16 protein-coding genes are annotated in these 15741 nt (G+C 69.4%); 12 read left to right on the plus strand and 4 right to left on the minus strand.

Annotation, left to right across the window (positions count from 1 at the left end):
- Nucleotides 1-122: 122 nt before the first annotated feature.
- On the minus strand, nt 123-1118 hold the full coding sequence (locus tag C9424_RS02670; RefSeq protein WP_116765409.1) for a LacI family DNA-binding transcriptional regulator: 996 nt from the start codon (nt 1116-1118) through the stop codon (nt 123-125).
- Nucleotides 1119-1225: 107 nt separating this feature from the next.
- Between C9424_RS02670 and C9424_RS02675 the strand changes: the two genes are divergently transcribed.
- Nucleotides 1226-2347 (plus strand): Gfo/Idh/MocA family oxidoreductase, encoded by a 1122-nt coding sequence (locus C9424_RS02675; protein WP_116765410.1) that lies wholly within the window; start codon nt 1226-1228, stop codon nt 2345-2347.
- A complete protein-coding gene (locus tag C9424_RS02680) occupies nt 2344-3135 on the plus strand; it encodes a TIM barrel protein (RefSeq protein ID WP_116765411.1) in 792 nt (263 codons plus the stop codon). Before C9424_RS02675 ends, C9424_RS02680 begins: the two co-directional genes overlap by 4 nt.
- A 160-nt stretch (nt 3136-3295) precedes the next feature.
- Here the strand turns inward: C9424_RS02680 and C9424_RS02685 are convergent, their stop codons facing one another.
- On the minus strand, nt 3296-4402 hold the full coding sequence (locus tag C9424_RS02685; protein ID WP_116765412.1) for a GTP pyrophosphokinase: 1107 nt from the start codon (nt 4400-4402) through the stop codon (nt 3296-3298).
- A 245-nt stretch (nt 4403-4647) separates the two neighbouring features.
- On the opposite strand from C9424_RS02685, the gene C9424_RS02690 reads away from it, so the two are divergent.
- The 10 genes from C9424_RS02690 to C9424_RS02735 all read left to right on the plus strand — a co-directional run bounded on the left by C9424_RS02690 (nt 4648) and on the right by C9424_RS02735 (nt 13909).
- The gene (locus C9424_RS02690) at nt 4648-5445 is read left to right on the plus strand and encodes an alpha/beta hydrolase (RefSeq protein ID WP_116765413.1); all 798 of its coding nucleotides are present in this window, start codon (nt 4648-4650) and stop codon (nt 5443-5445) included.
- Nucleotides 5446-5596: 151 nt separating this feature from the next.
- A complete protein-coding gene (gene nhaA / locus C9424_RS02695) occupies nt 5597-6949 on the plus strand; it encodes a Na+/H+ antiporter NhaA (RefSeq protein ID WP_116765414.1) in 1353 nt (450 codons plus the stop codon).
- 138 nt (nt 6950-7087) lie between these two features.
- The gene (locus tag C9424_RS02700) at nt 7088-7390 is read left to right on the plus strand and encodes a rhodanese-like domain-containing protein (RefSeq protein WP_091255568.1); all 303 of its coding nucleotides are present in this window, start codon (nt 7088-7090) and stop codon (nt 7388-7390) included.
- A 16-nt stretch (nt 7391-7406) separates the two neighbouring features.
- Nucleotides 7407-8765, plus strand: a complete 1359-nt coding sequence (locus tag C9424_RS02705; RefSeq protein ID WP_116765415.1) for an MBL fold metallo-hydrolase — start codon at nt 7407-7409, stop codon at nt 8763-8765.
- 122 nt (nt 8766-8887) lie between these two features.
- On the plus strand, nt 8888-9847 hold the full coding sequence (locus C9424_RS02710; RefSeq protein WP_116765636.1) for a carbohydrate kinase family protein: 960 nt from the start codon (nt 8888-8890) through the stop codon (nt 9845-9847).
- Nucleotides 9848-9905: 58 nt separating this feature from the next.
- Nucleotides 9906-10439, plus strand: a complete 534-nt coding sequence (locus C9424_RS02715; RefSeq protein WP_116765416.1) for a YbhB/YbcL family Raf kinase inhibitor-like protein — start codon at nt 9906-9908, stop codon at nt 10437-10439.
- A 156-nt stretch (nt 10440-10595) separates the two neighbouring features.
- Complete coding sequence (locus C9424_RS02720; RefSeq protein WP_116765417.1) at nt 10596-11414, plus strand: HAD family hydrolase; 819 nt, start codon at nt 10596-10598, stop codon at nt 11412-11414.
- A 133-nt stretch (nt 11415-11547) separates the two neighbouring features.
- The gene (locus C9424_RS02725; protein ID WP_116765418.1) at nt 11548-11796 is read left to right on the plus strand and encodes a hypothetical protein; all 249 of its coding nucleotides are present in this window, start codon (nt 11548-11550) and stop codon (nt 11794-11796) included.
- Between the two features lie 82 nt (nt 11797-11878).
- Complete coding sequence (locus C9424_RS02730; RefSeq protein WP_442862008.1) at nt 11879-12733, plus strand: glycerophosphodiester phosphodiesterase; 855 nt, start codon at nt 11879-11881, stop codon at nt 12731-12733.
- Between the two features lie 51 nt (nt 12734-12784).
- On the plus strand, nt 12785-13909 hold the full coding sequence (locus tag C9424_RS02735; protein ID WP_116765419.1) for a glycerate kinase: 1125 nt from the start codon (nt 12785-12787) through the stop codon (nt 13907-13909).
- A gap of 90 nt (nt 13910-13999) precedes the next feature.
- On the opposite strand, the gene C9424_RS21605 is transcribed toward C9424_RS02735, so the two are convergent.
- Both C9424_RS21605 and C9424_RS02740 read right to left on the minus strand, forming a co-directional pair.
- Nucleotides 14000-14185 (minus strand): DUF6766 family protein, encoded by a 186-nt coding sequence (locus tag C9424_RS21605; RefSeq protein WP_133247472.1) that lies wholly within the window; start codon nt 14183-14185, stop codon nt 14000-14002.
- Nucleotides 14186-14340: 155 nt separating this feature from the next.
- On the minus strand, nt 14341-15690 hold the full coding sequence (locus tag C9424_RS02740; protein WP_116765420.1) for a uracil-xanthine permease family protein: 1350 nt from the start codon (nt 15688-15690) through the stop codon (nt 14341-14343).
- Between the last annotated feature and the right edge of the window lie 51 nt (nt 15691-15741).

A 15741-nucleotide genomic window follows, 5' to 3' on the forward strand; every position in this document is an offset into this window, starting at 1 on the left:
CGGTGGCGGCCTTGCTGGCGTCGGGGTTTCCCCGCCTTCGGAAGTTCCTGCCGGTGTGTTGCGCCGAACCGCCGGCGATTGGCGGCGTCGTGCGTCCAGAGGTGGGGAGACTCGGCGGCCGGTCAGTTTGGGCGCGCCGGTCCGGTGGTGTTGCGGACCACCAGATGCGGTGTCCTGACCAGGTGAGCCGGGGCGTCGGCTCCTGCCAGCCGCTCGACTGCCCTGTCCACGGCGGCAGTGGCGAGGAGGGGCGCGTCCTGGCTGACAGAAGTCAGTTGCACATAGCTGAGCCGCGCAAACTGGCTGTCGTCATAGCCGACCACCGACACGTCCGCCGGCACGCGCAGCCCTGCGGTCCGAAGGCCCTCGATCACCCCGAGGGCCGACCTGTCATTGAAGGCGATCACGGCGGACGGGGGGTTGCCCCGGAGCGATGCACAGGCCCTGAGCCCGTCTTCCTCGGTGAGGCCGCCCGGAACCACGAAAGGCTCCAGCCCCCGGCGGAGCATTTCGGTGCGAAAGGCATCCCGGCGCTGGTCGGCCGAGACCGCCGCCCCGCCGTCGACATGGACAATTCTTCGATGACCCAAGGCGGCGAGGTGTTCAACGGCCAGCCGGATGCCGGCGTGGTTGTCGCTGCTGACGGAGTCCACTTGGTCTCCGACGTCGTCGCGCAGGAGGCTCACCACCGGTGCCCGGCGTGCAAACCCCGCGAGCTCCTGGCTGCCCAGCGTCGGGGAGATGAGGATCAGCGCCTCGCATCCCATATCCAGGAGAGCCTCCGCCGCACGTGTTTCCGGCCGGCCGCTGGCAACCGCGCTCAAGGCGATTTCGTAGCCCCGTTCCGCGGCGCCGGCATAGGCGGCGTCGACGATCTCGGCGTGGAACGGCTCTGACGTGAAGAAGCTCAACCCGAGAAGCCTGGTCCGCGCGCTGCGCAACAGCCGGGCCCGGCTGTCCGGCCGGTAGCCGAGTTCCCGGGCCGCTTCGAGCACCTTCTTCCGGGTGGACTCGGCCGCGCCCGGGGCGCCGCGCATCACGATGGACACCAGGGCACGTGAGACGCCGGCGGCCTCGGCGACGTCCATGAGCGTGGGGCGGCGCTGCTGTTCGGTCATTCTTGCTCCTTGCTTTCAACCAGTCTATAGAACGTTCTAGACATTCACCGGCAGCAGGTGCATCATGGTTCTACTAGAACGATCTACAACCAAGGCTAGGAGTTTTCATGAGCTATCTGCAGCACCCGGTCAGCGACCACCGGCCCGTCCGCGTCGGACTCATCGGCGCCGGCTGGATTGGCAAGTTCCACGCAGAGACCGTGGCGCACCGGATTCCGGGTGCCCGTCTGGAGGCCATTGCCGATCCCGCCCTCCCCGCGGTCGAAGCCCTCGCTGGCCGGCTGGGAGTGCGCAAAATCAGCACGGACCCGGCAGACGTGATGAATGATCCGGACATTGACGCGGTCCTCATCGCGGCGCCGGCCCGGTTTCATTCGGACCTGATTGCTGCTGCGGCCCGGGCCGGGAAGGACGTGTTCTGCGAGAAGCCGGGCGGCCGGACTATTGAGGAGTTGGACGGTGCCCTTGATGCAGCCGACGCTGCCGGCGTCATTGTTCAGTTCGGCTTCAACCGGCGCTATGCAAACGACTTCGCCGCGGCACGGAAGCTGATTGACGACGGCGCCGTGGGAGTCCCCCAGCTGCTCCGGTCGCTGACGCGGGATCCGGGCACCGCGGCAGGCCTTGCCGCCCCCGAGCGGATTGCGCCGGGAACCATCTTTCTGGAAACCCTGATCCACGATTTCGACACCCTGAACTGGCTGAACCCGGGCGCCGTTCCGGTCCGGGTCCACGCGGTCGCCGACGCGCTGGTCGCCCCTGAGCGGAAGGCCGGCGGACTGCTGGACACGGCGGTGGTGACGGTGACGTACAGCAACGGTGCCATCGCGGTGGCCGAGGCCAATTTCAACGCCCTGTATGGCTACGACGTGCGCGGCGAAGTCTTTGGCTCGGCGGGCATGGTTACTGCCGGCGGGCCCCAGGCGTCCAGCGCGACGAGCTACACCGCGGCCGGCATCGCCTCCTCCACCGTGCGGCTGAACGTGGATCTTTTCCATGACGCCTACACCGCGGAACTGGCCCACTTCGTCGACGCCGTCAAGGCGCGCCGCGGGAACCAGGCGGCCCCCGGAACCCCGGGCCCCGGCGGCACCGACGCCCGCAACGCCCTGGCAGTGGCACTCGCGGCGATCCGCTCGAACGAAACCGGGCTTCCCGTGGAGGTTTCCTCGATCGCCGAACTGCGGGCCGCCGAGCCCGCGCTTCACGCCGTAGGGCAGGGAGAATGAGCTTCCGCCTGGCCGTTTGCGCCGAGATGGTCTATGGCGAGCTGGACCTCATCGAGAGGGTGCGGCGGATCCACGGACAAGGCTTCGAGGTGGAACTCTGGGATACGCGCGGGCGGGACATCTCGGCCCTCGCGGCCACGGGTGCCCGCTTCTCCTCGATGAGCGGCTACTTCGGCGGCAGCCTGATCGACCCCGAAAGCGCCGACGAGGTGGTGGCTTCGGCCGAAAAGCTGATTCCCACCGCGCTGGAACTCGGAGTCGAGCGGATGGTGGTCCACCCGGCCGAGCTCGGGGAAGGCGGCCGCGCCGTCCGGCCAACGTACCGGTCCACGGGCCAAATGTGGCTGACCGGCCTCCGGACCCTCGAACGCCTGTCAGTCCTGGGCGAGAAACACGGTGTGACGTTTGCGCTCGAGAACCTCAACACCATCCTGGACCACCCCGGCATCCCGCTCGCCCGGGCCAAGGACACCCTCACCCTGGTCTCGGCGGTCGACCATCCCCACGTGAAGATGATGCTGGATCTGTACCACGCCCAGATCGGGGAAGGGAACCTGATCGAACTCGTCAGGGCCGCGCTGCCGTGGACGGGGGAGATCCAGGTGGCCGACGTCCCGGGCCGGTTCGAACCCGGCACCGGGGAAATCAACTACCGCGCTGTTGCGGCGGCGCTGAGGGAAGCCGGCTACTCCGGCGTCATCGGCCTTGAAGCCGGCGCCGCCGGTGGGCCCGGACTGGCTGCAGCCGACGCGGCCCTGGCCGCGTTCCGGGCGGCGTTCGAGGGCTGAGCGCGGGGCCGCCGGGCCCCCTGCCGTGCCGGAGGTTCCCCACTGTTGAGGGCTGCGCCCCGTGCGTCGGGCCGAGCCGCCGGTGATTCCCGGCGTCGCTGCTTCAAAAGTGGGGAGATTCCGTAGGGGCAGGCCGCCCCCGCCCTGCGCGAGGCCGCCACTACCCCTGCGTCAGCCGGTAGCGTTCGATCTGCTTGAGCCGCCGCAGCAGGCTGTCGCGCCGGGGGTGGGGGACGGCGTCGGCCGGCTCGGCGGTGAGCTCGATGTGTTCGGTGCCGTACTGCCACAGCAGCAGGTCATCGAGCAGCCGGTCCGGGCCGGGGGAGTAGCGGTGGTCCAGGGCCTGGCGGACCTCGGTGATCCGGTTGGCGCTGAGAAGACCGGCGAGCTGCATGGTCTGGTTGAGCCCATGGGCTGCCATGAGTTCCGCAGCCCAGCCCCAGTCGTCGTCGACCTTCCGGTCCACGTGCGGCAGCAGAGTCCGCCAGACGTCGCGGATCCGGTTGGGCGTCAGCGGTGCGGCACCCTCGCCCTCCACATCCCAGTAACTGCGGACCTCCTCATAGCGCTCGTGCAGGTCCGAAAAGGCGCTTTCCACGGTTTCCAGCATGGCTGCCGTGGCGGTGAACTGGCGGTCGAAGTGCGGGGTCCAGGCCCGGGGGTCCTCGGCCTTGAAGCGAATGTCGTGCTCGATCTCGCTCCAGGCGTGGGCGAACACCGTGCGGATCTGGCATTCGAAGAAGTAGCTGCCGTTCGGCGGGACATCCGGGTTGAAGACCTGCTGGTAGTCCTTGACCGCCTCGTTTTGGATGGTCCGCAGGATCAGGTGCCGGCTGGAGTAGCCGTAGGTGCCGGACTCGATCGAGCCGATGTCCTTTTCGCGGTCTCCGCGGCAGTCGAAGAGCTGGCGCTGGCGCTTAATGAGGTTGGCCGCCACCGCGTTTTCCGCCGGCAGCTTGGTGATCACGCGGATGCCCACCATGTCGTTCAGGGTCCGGAAGGGGTCCGGGAACTTCAGCACCAGCGGCCCGCCCGGCTCCAGCGGTTTTTCCGTGCGGGAAATCTTCTCGCGGAAGGATTCGACGGTCTTGGTGCGGCCGGTGACGAACAGCGGCATGACCTCGGTGTCCTTGAACATGGTCCGCAGAGTGAGCAGGACCTCCCGGGTAACCAGTTTCAGCGCAGGCCGGACCCGCTCGTACAATTCCACGTTTTCCTGCACGGAATCGCGCAGGCTCGGGTCCAAACGCTCCCAGTTGCTCGCCATGCGTCCAGCTTACGGCGCACCCCCGACGTCGGGCGGCAGGCACTCCCGCGGCCGGGTCGCAGCCACCCCCGACGCCGGCGCCTCCGGGCGGCATGCAGGAGCCCGACCTGCGCGGGGCCGCGCGGCGTCCACTGTAGGCTCAGCACATGGCTGATGTGCGGCGGCGGACTTGGATCGCGGCCGCAGCGACGGTGACGCTGGGGGCAGTCTCCGCCGCCTGTTCACCGGGCCCCAAGGAGGACGCTGTGAAGAGGCAGAAGTATCACTATGGCGAGGACCCCAGCCAGTGGGGCGAGCTTTTCCTCCCGGACGTGGCCGCGCCCAAGGGCGTGGTGGTGGTGATCCATGGCGGCTACTGGCGTTCGCAGTATGGTGCGGAACTCGGCGAACCCCTGGCCAAGGACCTCGCCACGCACGGCATGGCCGCCTGGAACCTGGAGTACCGGCGGGCCGGCAACGGCGGAGGCTGGCCTAACACCTTTGCCGACGTCCTGGCCGGAATCGACAAGCTCGGCGAGCTCGCGGACGAGCACGGGCTCGGCCTGGACCGGGTGGTGGCCCTGGGACACTCGGCCGGCGGCCACCTTGCAGTCTGGGCGGCGGGACGCAGCCGGCTCTCCGGACTCGGCGCCCCGGACGCGGACCGTCAGCTGGCGCGCAGGGCCGACGACGGCGGCGCGGTGCACCTGACCGGCGTCGTGAGCCAGTCAGGGGTGCTGAACCTGGCGGCCGCCGAGCGGCTCAACCTCAGCAACGGCGCGGTCAGCAATTTCCTCGGCGGCTCGTCGGAGAAATACCCCAAACGGCATAAATACGCGGACCCCATGAGTGCGGTGCCGTTGAGCGTGCCGATCTATGCCGTCCACGGCACTGAAGACGACACTGTGCCGTTCAGCCAGTCCGAGACCTACGCCGGAGCGGCCAAGGCGGCCGGTGCGCCGGTGCAGCTGCTCAAGGTGCCGGGCGACCACTTCGCGCTCATTGATCCCAAGGCGCCCGCCTACCGGAAGTGCCGCGAACTGGTGCAGCAGATGCTGGCCTGACATCCGGGCTGCGAGGCCGGGTGGTGGATTTGTGCGGGCGGCGGCTCAGGCCGGCCGCCGCCCCCAGGGGGCCGAAAGCGCATAGACTGGAGCCCAGGTGCGCCGGGAAGTCTGGTCGGCATAGTTTCGTCGACCCCACTTTGAGGACCCCATGAGCGACCTGTCCCCTTCTCCCACACCACCTCGCCTCACCGTCTTCGCCCGCGGCAGCTACGCGGAAGCGCTGCGCATCGGCGAAATCCTCCGCAAGGAAACCGTCGGCGGCGCGCTTCTGGTCGCCGCGGCGGTGGCGGCCCTGATCTGGGCCAACTCGCCGGCGTCGGAAAGCTACTTCGCGCTGCGCGATTTCACTATCGGTTACGAGCCTTGGCACCTGGACCTGAGCCTGGGAGCTTGGGCCGCCGACGGGCTGCTGGCGGTCTTCTTCTTCCTGGTCGGGCTCGAACTCAAACGGGAGTTCGTCGCGGGAGACCTGCGGCAGCTGAGCAAATCCGTGGTGCCGGTGGCTGCGGCCGTGGGCGGCGTGGCCGTTCCCGCGCTCATCTACGCGGCCGTCAACGTTGCGGACGCCGAGACCCTGCGGGGCTGGGCGATCCCCACCGCCACGGACATCGCGTTCGCGGTCGCCGTGCTGGCGCTCATCGGTTCGCACCTTCCCAGCGCGTTGCGCATCTTCCTGCTGACCCTGGCCGTCGTGGACGATCTTCTCGCCATCACCATCATCGCGGTCTTCTACACGAGCGAACTCCACCCGCTCCCGCTTCTGTTGGCTCTGCTCCCGCTCGGCCTCTACACATTCCTGGTGCAGAAATACCGGCGGTTCTTCGGCACCCACGGGCTGGCCGCCTGGGTGATCCTGCTGCCGCTCGGCGCCGCAACGTGGGCGCTGGTCCATGCGTCCGGCATCCACGCCACCGTGGCCGGTGTCCTGCTCGGCTTTGCCGTTCCTGTGATTCGCTCCCGGGCCAGCGGCGGTCCCGAGGCCGGCCCCGGCCTCGCGGAGATCTTCGAACACCGGTTCCGCCCGATCTCGGCCGGCGTCGCTGTCCCGGTCTTCGCATTCTTTTCCGCCGGTGTGGCCATCGGCGGCCTGCAGGGCCTCGGCGCCGCCCTGACCGATCCCGTTGCGGTCGGCATTATCCTGGCCCTCGTGCTCGGAAAACCTGCCGGCATCCTGGGCACGACGTGGCTTATCACCAAAGCCACCCGCGCCCGGCTGGACGGCTCCTTCAAATGGATCGACGTCTTCGGCCTGTCGATCCTGGCCGGTATCGGTTTCACGGTGTCGCTGCTGGTGGCCGAGCTGAGCTTCGGGCAAGGCACTGTCCACGACGACCACGCAAAGGTCGGAATCCTCGCGGCCTCGCTGCTCGCCGCGCTGCTGGCCAGCGCGGTACTCCGGATCCGCAACACGCACTACCGCCGCGCGGAAGAGGAAGAAAGGATCGACTCGGACCACGACGGCATCCCCGACGTCTATCAGCAGGGCCATCCGGCAGGCTAGCGCTGCAGGCTAGCCGGGGGAGTAGATTTGGCGGTGGGGCCGAAGGCGACGCCCGGAGCACGTATGATACCCCAAGGGGTATCATTATTGAGCTGGATTAAGCGCGCCGGGCCACCGGCGCCCTCGAAAGGAACAGGCATGAAGAGCATTTCCGTCAAGGACCTGGCCGCCCTGGGCGAAGCCACTGAAATCGTCGATGTCCGCGAGGACGACGAATTCGCGGCGGTCCGCGTCCCCGGGGCCAGGAGCATCCCGCTCTCGCGGTTTGTGCAGTCCCTCGACGAGGTTCCGGCCAGCGGCACCATCTACGTCATGTGCGCCGCCGGGGGCCGCAGCGCCCAGGCCACTACGTACCTGGAAGACCAGGGGTACGACGCCGTCAACGTCACCGGCGGAATCATGCAGTGGCAGGATGAGGGACACCCCGTCAACCGGGGCTGACAGCCCGGGAGGGGCCATGGAAGTCGTTGTCATCGAGACCCCGCAGCTCGGGGACCGCAGCTACCTGGTCCACGACGGCTCGGTGGCGTTGGCGATCGACCCGCAACGTGACACGGACCGCATCGAAGCGGCCGCCCGCGACGCCGGGGTCACCATCACCCATGTGGCCGAGACTCACCTGCACAACGACTACATCACCGGCGGCCTCATCCTGGCCCGCGCGCACGGCGCCGACTACCTGGTGAACGCCGCCGATCCCGTGGCGTTCGAGCGCACGCCCGTCACCGACGGCCAGACGGTCCGGGTGGGCGCGCTCACCGTCAAGGCTGTCGCCACCCCGGGCCACACGCACACCCATATGTCGTACATCGTGGACGACGGCGTGAAGCAGGCCGTCTTCTCGGGCGGGAGCCTGCTCTACGGCTCGGTCGGGCGCACGGACCTCGTTGCCGCGGCGGACACCGTCGGCCTGACCCACGATCAGTACGCCTCGGTCCGGCGCCTCGTCGCGGAGGCCGGGCACGACGCCGCGCTGTTCCCGACCCACGGGTTCGGCTCCTTCTGCTCCTCCGGGCCGGCCTCCGGTGCCCGGTCTTCCACGATCGGCGAGCAGCTCGCCGCCAACCACGCCCTGACGGACCCCGACGAGGACCACTTCGTCCGCCAGCTCATCGCCAACCTCACGGACCACCCCTCCTACTACGCCCACATGAGCCCGGCCAACGTCCGCGGACCGGGCCCCGCCGATCTGGCAGTCCCCGAATCGCTCGACGCCGCCGAGCTCGCCCGGCGACTGGACGGCGGCGAGTGGGTGGTGGATCTGCGGCATCGTGTGGCCTTCGCCAGCAGCCACCTCCAGGGCAGCGTCAGCTTCGAATACGGCACGGGTTCCAGTTTCACCACCTACCTGGGCTGGGTGTTGCCGTGGGGTGAACCGCTGACTCTCGTGGGCTCGCAGGAGGATATCGAGAAGGCCATCCGCGACCTCTCCCGGATCGGCATCGAATCCCCGGACGCCGCCGTTGGAACCGACCCGCATGGCCTTGCGCCGCAGGCCGCACTCGCGTCGTACCCCCGCGTGGACTGGGGCGGTGTGCTGACCGGCCGGGCCGCCGGGGACACCGTCCTCGACGTGCGCCGTGCCGATGAATTCGCGGCGTCCCGGGTGGTGGGCGCGGTCAACATCCCGCTACATGAACTGCTGTTGCGCCTTGAGGACGTCCCTGCCGGGAAGCTCTGGGTGCACTGCACGTCCGGGTATCGCGCAGGGGTCGCCGCGAGCCTCCTCCAGCGCGCCGGCCGGGACGTGGTTCACATCGACGCCAGGTTCGCCGACGCCGGTCCCGCCGGGATCGCCGTGGACACCGCGGCCTGAGCCTGAGCGGCCGGGGCAGCCCGGCGTGCCGGGCTGCGCAGCCGCGCCCCGGACACGCGGGGAGCTGCGAACAGGTGCAGCAACACACGGCACCGGACCCGAATCTCTGGCAGAGTATGACCATGCTCACAGTTATTGGCGAGGGGCTGGTTGATGTTGTCCAGCGTTCCTCCGGCGTCCAGGCCCATGTCGGCGGCAGCCCCCTCAATGTGGCGGTGGGGCTGGCGAGGCTGGACCATCCGGTCCAGTTCATTGGCCGCTACGGCCGGGATGCCTACGGCGAAGCCCTGGCGGCGCACCTGAAGTCGAGTTCCGTGCTGCTGCCGCTGGCACCCGACGAGCTTCCCACCAGCGTGGCCGCCGCACTGATTGACGACGCAGGCGCCGCCACCTACACCTTCGACCTCGCCTGGGAGCTCCCCGGCGTCGCGGCGCGCCTGCCGTTCCTCCTGCAGGGAACCACGCTCCTGCACACCGGCTCCATCGCCACGATGCTGGCGCCCGGCGCGGCCGAGGTGCTTGCCGCCGTCGAGCGTGCCCACCCGTCCGCCACGATCAGCTTTGACCCCAATTGCCGCCCCAGCATCATCCCGGACGTGGACTATGCCCGCGGGCAGGTCGAAAAGTTTGTGGCCCTCGCGGACGTGGTGAAGGCCTCCGATGAGGACCTTGAATGGCTCTACCCCGGAACGGACCCGTTGGACTCGGCCCGCCGCTGGCTGGCGCTGGGCGGCTCGGAGGGGCCGGCCATGGTGGTGGTGACCCGCGGCGGCAAGGGCCCCTGGGGCATCAACGCTGCCGGCGCTGCGCAGTTCGCCGCCCCCGCAGTGTTAGTCGCGGACACCGTCGGTGCCGGCGATTCGTTCATGGCAGCGCTGCTGTCCGGAGTGGTGGACCTGGGCCTGGACGGGGCACAGAACCGCAAGGCGCTGCGCGAACTCTCCGCCGAAAGCCTCCGCGATCTCCTGGCCCACGCCTCCCGCGCCGCCGCCGTGACCGTGTCCCGCGCCGGCGCCAACCCGCCCACGCGCGCCGAGTTGGCCCGGATGGAGCTTGGTGGCGTGGGGACCGGCAACGCATAGCAGGCAGTACCCGAACAGCAGGCAGTACCGAACAGCAACCAGTTCAGGAAAGGCAGCCATGACAGCCCACGATCCTTACGCGCCGCTGCCCGACGTCCCCGCTTTCGACGTCAGCAGCGCAGCCTTCCACGACGGCGACACGCTTCCCCCCGCGCAGCGAAGCGGCGTCATGGGCGCCGGCGGCAAGGACGAGTCCCCGCAGCTGAGCTGGAGCGGCGCCCCCGCCGGCACCAAGAGCTACGCGGTGACGGTCTTCGACCCGGACGCCCCCACGGCCAGCGGGTTTTGGCACTGGGCCGTGCTCAACATCCCGGCCGATGTCACGTCATTGCCCGCGGGTGCCGGATCCCGCGACGGCGCGGCCCTTCCGCCCGGCGCGCTCCAGCTAAAGAACGACGCCGGATTCGCCGGCTACGTCGGCGCCGCCCCGCCCAAGGGACACGGCCCGCACCGCTACCTGATCGTGGTGCATGCCGTGGACGTCGACAAGCTCGACGTCGGCGGGCACGGCAGCCCGGCCAGCCTCGGCTTTGCCCTGTTCAGCCACACCCTGGGCCGGGCCAGGCTGACCGGGCACTACGAACAGCACTAGAGGGCCGCGCCGCCGTCGAATTCGCCGGAGACGCTCGAGTTCGCCGGAACGTTCCGGCGAACTCGACACTTTCCGGCGACCCCGGCGCACGGGCCCGCGCAGTTCCACGTCCGGCAGGCGGGATCGGGGCCGCCGCGGCCAACGTAGACTTGCTGTATGCGGCTCGTAGCAAGCGACATCGACGGAACGATCCTCGGCCATGACGGAAAAATCAGCGACCGGACCGTCCGCGCGTTCCACGCCTGCCGCGACGCAGGGGTGGAACTCGTCTTCGTCACGGGCCGCCCGCCGCGCTGGCTCCACCCCCTGCAGGACCAGCTGGGGCATGCCGGCACCGTCATCTGCTCCAACGGCGCCGTGGTTTGGGACCTTGAGGCGGACCGCATGCTCTCAGCCCGTGCGCTGGAGCTGGACGCAGTGTTCGAGGCCCGCCGCATCATCCGGCGCCTGCGCCCGACGGCACTGTTCGCCGCCGAAACGCTGACCGGCTTCCACCTGGAACCGGGCTTCCTCAACTCCGGCACAAGCCCGCTGCTGGCCGAATTCACGCCCGCCCCGCTGCACAGCACCCTCACGGCCAACGACTCCGTGGTGAAGTTCATGGCCATCGTTCGCGAGGGCACCGCGGACGAATTCCTGGCCGAGGTGACCCCCGCCGTCGCCCATTTGGCCGCCGCGACGCACTCGGCGCCGAACATGGCCCTGCTCGAACTGTCCCTGCCCGGCGTCAACAAGGCCGTGACCCTCGCCGAATACGCCGCCTCACTGGGCATCGGCCCCGCAGACGTTGTGGCGTTCGGGGACATGCCCAACGACATCGAGATGCTCCGCTGGGCCGGGGACGGTTACGCCATGGCCAGCGGCCACCCCGAGGCAATCCGCGCCGCCGGCCAGCAAGCGCCGCACTTCGACGACGACGGCGTCGCCCAGATCCTCGAGGCCAAGCTCGCGGAACTCGGCCTCCGGCTTCCCTGAGTTCCACTCCCGAACAGCACCCCCGCGGTGACGTCCCGGTCACCGGATTCCCAGCGGGCGGTCAACTGGCGTTCACCTTGCCCTCCTAGGCTGAAGGCTCGCGACAGATCGTTTGACCGATAGTGGGGAAATCATGGCCAAGTACCGCGTCAACAAAACGGACGACCAACCTCTGCATCCGGCGGAGCCGGACCGGCACTGGCGGCAGTTGCGCCAGGGCGACCGTGTCAGCGTCCGGCTGGCCCCGGGTTTCGAGACCGGCGGCCTGGTGGACGCCGTGACGGCCGACCACAGCGTCGTCTGGGTGGACCTCGACGGCGGCCGCGGCCGGACGCTCCTGCACTGCGGCGACGGCGTCGAAATCCGGCCGCACGACTCCTGACGCCAGCTTCCGCTAACGCCGGGTGGCCCATGCCGCGTTCCGCTCAGCCCGCTCCGGATCGGGGCTCGGGTACGCTTCAGGAGTGACGAACCCGCACCCCTACTTTGCCCCCGGCGGGAATCCTGACGGCACCCGCGGCGGCGGCCCGGAGCACGCCGTGCCGGGGGACCAGGACACAGCCCGGGCACCACTCGCGATGGCCCACCGCGGCTTCTCCCTGGACGGGCTGGAGAACTCGATGGCCGCGTTCCGCGCCGCCGTCGACCTCGGATTCCGGCACCTGGAGACTGACGTCCACACCACCGCCGACGGCGTGCTGGTGCTCTTCCACGACAAGACCCTGGACCGGGTCACCCAGGAACGCGGCCGGATCGCCGACTTGCCCGCCGCGACCGTAGCCCGGGCCAGGATCGGCGGAACTGAACCGATCCCGCTGTTCGAGGAACTCATCGCGGCCTTTCCCGACGTCCGGCTCAACATCGACGTCAAGGACTGGAATTCCGTCGACGCCCTGGCCTCGGCAATCGAACGCCATGCGCTGCACGACCGCGTGCTGGTCGCCAGCTTCTCGGACCGGCGGCGCCGCGCCGTGCTTCGGCAGCTGAGCCGGCCGGCCGCGGGCTCTGCGGGCACCGTGTCCAACGCCGTGTTCGTCCTGCTGGGCCCGGTACTGCCGGCGACGCTGATGGGCTTCGTGGCGCGTCGGGCCCTGCAGGGGGTCCATGCGCTCCAGGTACCGGTCCGCTACGGCGCGGTGACCGTGGTGACGCCCGGCTTTGTCCGGCGGGCGCACCGGCACGGGCTGCAGGTGCACGTCTGGACCGTCAACAAACCGGCGGAAATGCACCGTTTGCTCGATCTTGGCGTCGACGGGATCGTCACGGACCGCGCCGACCTGCTCAAGACGGTCCTCACGGAGCGCGGGACCTGGGCCTAAACACCGCGTCCTGTCAGCGTGCCGGGCCCTCCGGACTGGCAGGATAGTGCCATGCGTATCCTCATCGCCCCAGACAAGTTCAAGGGCTCCCTGACCGCCGCCGAAGCCGCCTCCGCCATCGCTGAAGGCGCCCTGCGCGTCTATCCCGACGCCGAAGCCATCCAGATTCCGGTGGCCGACGGCGGCGAAGGGACCCTGGAGGCGGCCGTCGCGGCAGGCTACGAGGAAAGGCTCAACGCCGTCGTGGGCCCGATCCTGGCTCCGATCGGTGCCGCGTGGGCTATCCGCAAGGACGCCTTCGGCGGGGCCACTGCGGTGATTGAAACGGCGCAGGCATCCGGCCTGGCGCACATGGAACCGACGCCGGCCAACGCGCTGCGGGCCCACAGCTACGGCTGCGGCCAGCTGATCGCCGCCGCCCTGGACGCAGGGGCCACGGAAATCGTGCTGGGCGTGGGCGGTTCGGCCATGAGCGACGGCGGCAGCGGCGCACTCCGGGCGCTCGGCCTCAAGCCGCTGGACGCCGCCGGCAACGTGGTACCCCTCGGCGGCGGGTCGCTTGCCGACGTCGTGACGGTGGATGTCAGCGGGCTGGATCCGCGGCTGTCCGCCGTGAAGTTCAGGATCGCCGTCGACGTGCGGAACCCGCTGTTCGGCAGCGACGGCGCCGCGCACGTGTTCGGCCCGCAAAAGGGCGCCGACGCGGATGCTGTGGAGCTGCTCGACGCCGGCCTGCGCAACTGGGCCTCGGTCCTGCGCGAGTCCACCGGCCGGGACGTCAACGTCCCCGGAGCCGGTGCGGCCGGCGGCTTCCCGGCGTCGTTCCTGGCCTTCAGCAACGCCGCCCTGGAGGGCGGATTCGAGCTCGTGGCCGGCCTCACCGGGCTGGCCGGAAAGCTCGCGGTGGCCGATCTGGTCATCACCGGGGAAGGCTCCATGGACAGCCAGTCGCTGACCGGCAAAGCGCCCATCGCGCTGGCCGATGCCGCCCGCGCCCGCGGCATACCGGTGATCGTGGTGGCCGGACGGATCCTCGTCACCCCGGAGGACCTTGCCCGGCACGGCGTGGTGGCCGCGGCCCAGCTGCTGGATGTCGCCGCGAGCCCCGACGACGCTGTCGCCAACGCTGCAAAGTACCTTGCGTGGGCCACCAGCCAGGTCCTCGAAGGGGCCTGACGGCGGCTCCGACAGCAGGGGCGACGAAAGGAGGAGCGGAGAAAGCGCTGAACGCCGGGTCCGCAACCCGCTGACCGATGGGCGCGGGGGTCAGGCGCCCGTCTCGTAGTGCGGTTCGGCCACCGGCTCGGACTCGGGGGATCCCTTCTCCCGCAGATAGACCGACGCGCCCACCAGTCCGGCGACCGTCAGGAATCCGCTCTGCCCGGTCTGGAGCACCCGCAGTTCCTGCAGCCCTACATTTCCGGCGTGGTGCTGCCCGTCACCGGGGGGCAAGGGCCTCTGAGCTGTACCCCGACGGCGGGACGCATCCGGCCGGAGCGCCGGGCCTGAGCCAGTTCGGCGCAGAAGACCAAGACAAGTGCAAGACAAGTGCAAGAGAGTCCGGAGCAGGACGCTCCGGCGGAGCGGGGCGGTAACGGGGGATGCCGCTAGCGGCGCTTCTTCGGTGCGCGCTTCGCAGCGGCCTTCACCGCCGCCGTCGCAAGGGACGCCGGATCCTCCGTTTCGGGCTCCGCCACCGTGCCGCGTGCCTTCGCGATCGCCTTCATGCCGTGGTAGATCACCAGCGCGGCGGCCGAGCCGAGCGCGATGCCGTTGAACGTCAGGTCGCCGACGGTCCACGTGTAGTTCGCGATGCCGATGATCAGCGCCACGGCGGCCGTGGTCAGGTTGATCGAGTTGGAGAAGTTCACCTTGTTCTGGACCCAGATCTTGACGCCCAGCACGCCGATCATGCCGTACAGCATTGTGGCCGCGCCGCCCAGGACGCCGGCGGGGACAGTGGCGATGAGTTCGCCAAACTTCGGTGAGAAGCTCAGCACCACCGCGAAGATGCCCGCCACCCAGTACGCCGCGGTGGAGTACACCTTGGTGGCAGCCATGACGCCGATGTTCTCGGCATAGGTGGTGGTTCCGGACCCGCCGCCAAACCCGGCCAGCATGGTGGCGGCGCCGTCGGCCAGCAGCGCCCGGCCGGACACGCCGTCGAGGTTCTGGCCCGTCATGGCGGACACGGACTTCACATGACCGATGTTCTCCGCCACCAGCACCAGCACGACAGGCACGAAGAGGCCCACGACGCCGAGGTGGAATTCCGGGGTCTGGAAGTGCGGCAGGCCAACCCACGTGGCGCCGTCCACCTTGGCGAAGTCCACTTCGCCCCGGATCATCGCGACGAGGTAGCCCACCACGACGCCCACCAGGATGCTCAGCCGGCCCAGGATGCCGCGGAACAACACGCTGACCACAATGATGACGGCCAGCGTGATGAAGGCAGTGACGGGGGCTTTGTCGAAGTTGCTCTTCGCGGCGGGCGCCAGGTTCAGGCCGATCAGGGCAACGATCGCGCCGGTCACGATCGGCGGCATGAGCCGGTTGATCCAGCCGGCGCCGAACTTCTGCACCACGGCGCCGACGACGGCGAGGGCCGCGCCGGCCAGCACGACGCCGCCCAGCGCCCCGGGGATGCCGAACTGCTGCTGCGAGGCCAGGATCGGTGCGATGAACGCGAAGCTTGACCCGAGGTAGCTCGGAACGCGTCCTTGGGTGATGACCAGGAACAGCAGGGTGCCGATGCCGGAGAAGAACAAGGTGGTGGCCGGCGGCATGCCCGTGAGGATCGGGACCAGGAAGGTGGCGCCGAACATGGCCACGACGTGCTGCATCCCGATCCCGATGGTCAGCGGCCAGGTGAGCCGCTCATCCGGCCTGACGACCTCACCGGGGCGGACGGACTTGCCGGTGCCGTGGAGCTTCCATTTGGTGCCGAGCATGCTCATTGCCGGGAGCCTTTCAGAGAATGTGGGGCCGGAGCGGAAGGAATCTTCCAG

It is taken from the genome of Arthrobacter sp. H-02-3 (genome assembly GCF_003097355.1).
GTDB lineage: Bacteria > Actinomycetota > Actinomycetes > Actinomycetales > Micrococcaceae > Arthrobacter > Arthrobacter humicola.

What these genes read in the sequence shown, in the direction of transcription:
- C9424_RS02675 (WP_116765410.1), top strand. Translation starts at nt 1,226, where the DNA reads ATGAGCTATCTGCAGCACCCGGTCAGCGACCACCGGCCCGTCCGCGTC.
- C9424_RS02705 (WP_116765415.1), top strand. Translation starts at nt 7,407, where the DNA reads ATGGAAGTCGTTGTCATCGAGACCCCGCAGCTCGGGGACCGCAGCTAC.
- C9424_RS02735 (WP_116765419.1), top strand. Translation starts at nt 12,785, where the DNA reads ATGCGTATCCTCATCGCCCCAGACAAGTTCAAGGGCTCCCTGACCGCC.
- C9424_RS02725 (WP_116765418.1), top strand. Translation starts at nt 11,548, where the DNA reads ATGGCCAAGTACCGCGTCAACAAAACGGACGACCAACCTCTGCATCCG.
- nhaA (WP_116765414.1), top strand. Translation starts at nt 5,597, where the DNA reads ATGAGCGACCTGTCCCCTTCTCCCACACCACCTCGCCTCACCGTCTTC.
- C9424_RS02685 (WP_116765412.1), bottom strand. Translation starts at nt 4,402, where the DNA reads ATGGCGAGCAACTGGGAGCGTTTGGACCCGAGCCTGCGCGATTCCGTG.
- C9424_RS02740 (WP_116765420.1), bottom strand. Translation starts at nt 15,690, where the DNA reads ATGAGCATGCTCGGCACCAAATGGAAGCTCCACGGCACCGGCAAGTCC.
- C9424_RS02720 (WP_116765417.1), top strand. Translation starts at nt 10,596, where the DNA reads ATGCGGCTCGTAGCAAGCGACATCGACGGAACGATCCTCGGCCATGAC.
- C9424_RS02700 (WP_091255568.1), top strand. Translation starts at nt 7,088, where the DNA reads ATGAAGAGCATTTCCGTCAAGGACCTGGCCGCCCTGGGCGAAGCCACT.
- C9424_RS02680 (WP_116765411.1), top strand. Translation starts at nt 2,344, where the DNA reads ATGAGCTTCCGCCTGGCCGTTTGCGCCGAGATGGTCTATGGCGAGCTG.
- C9424_RS02670 (WP_116765409.1), bottom strand. Translation starts at nt 1,118, where the DNA reads ATGACCGAACAGCAGCGCCGCCCCACGCTCATGGACGTCGCCGAGGCC.
- C9424_RS02715 (WP_116765416.1), top strand. Translation starts at nt 9,906, where the DNA reads ATGACAGCCCACGATCCTTACGCGCCGCTGCCCGACGTCCCCGCTTTC.
- C9424_RS02710 (WP_116765636.1), top strand. Translation starts at nt 8,888, where the DNA reads ATGCTCACAGTTATTGGCGAGGGGCTGGTTGATGTTGTCCAGCGTTCC.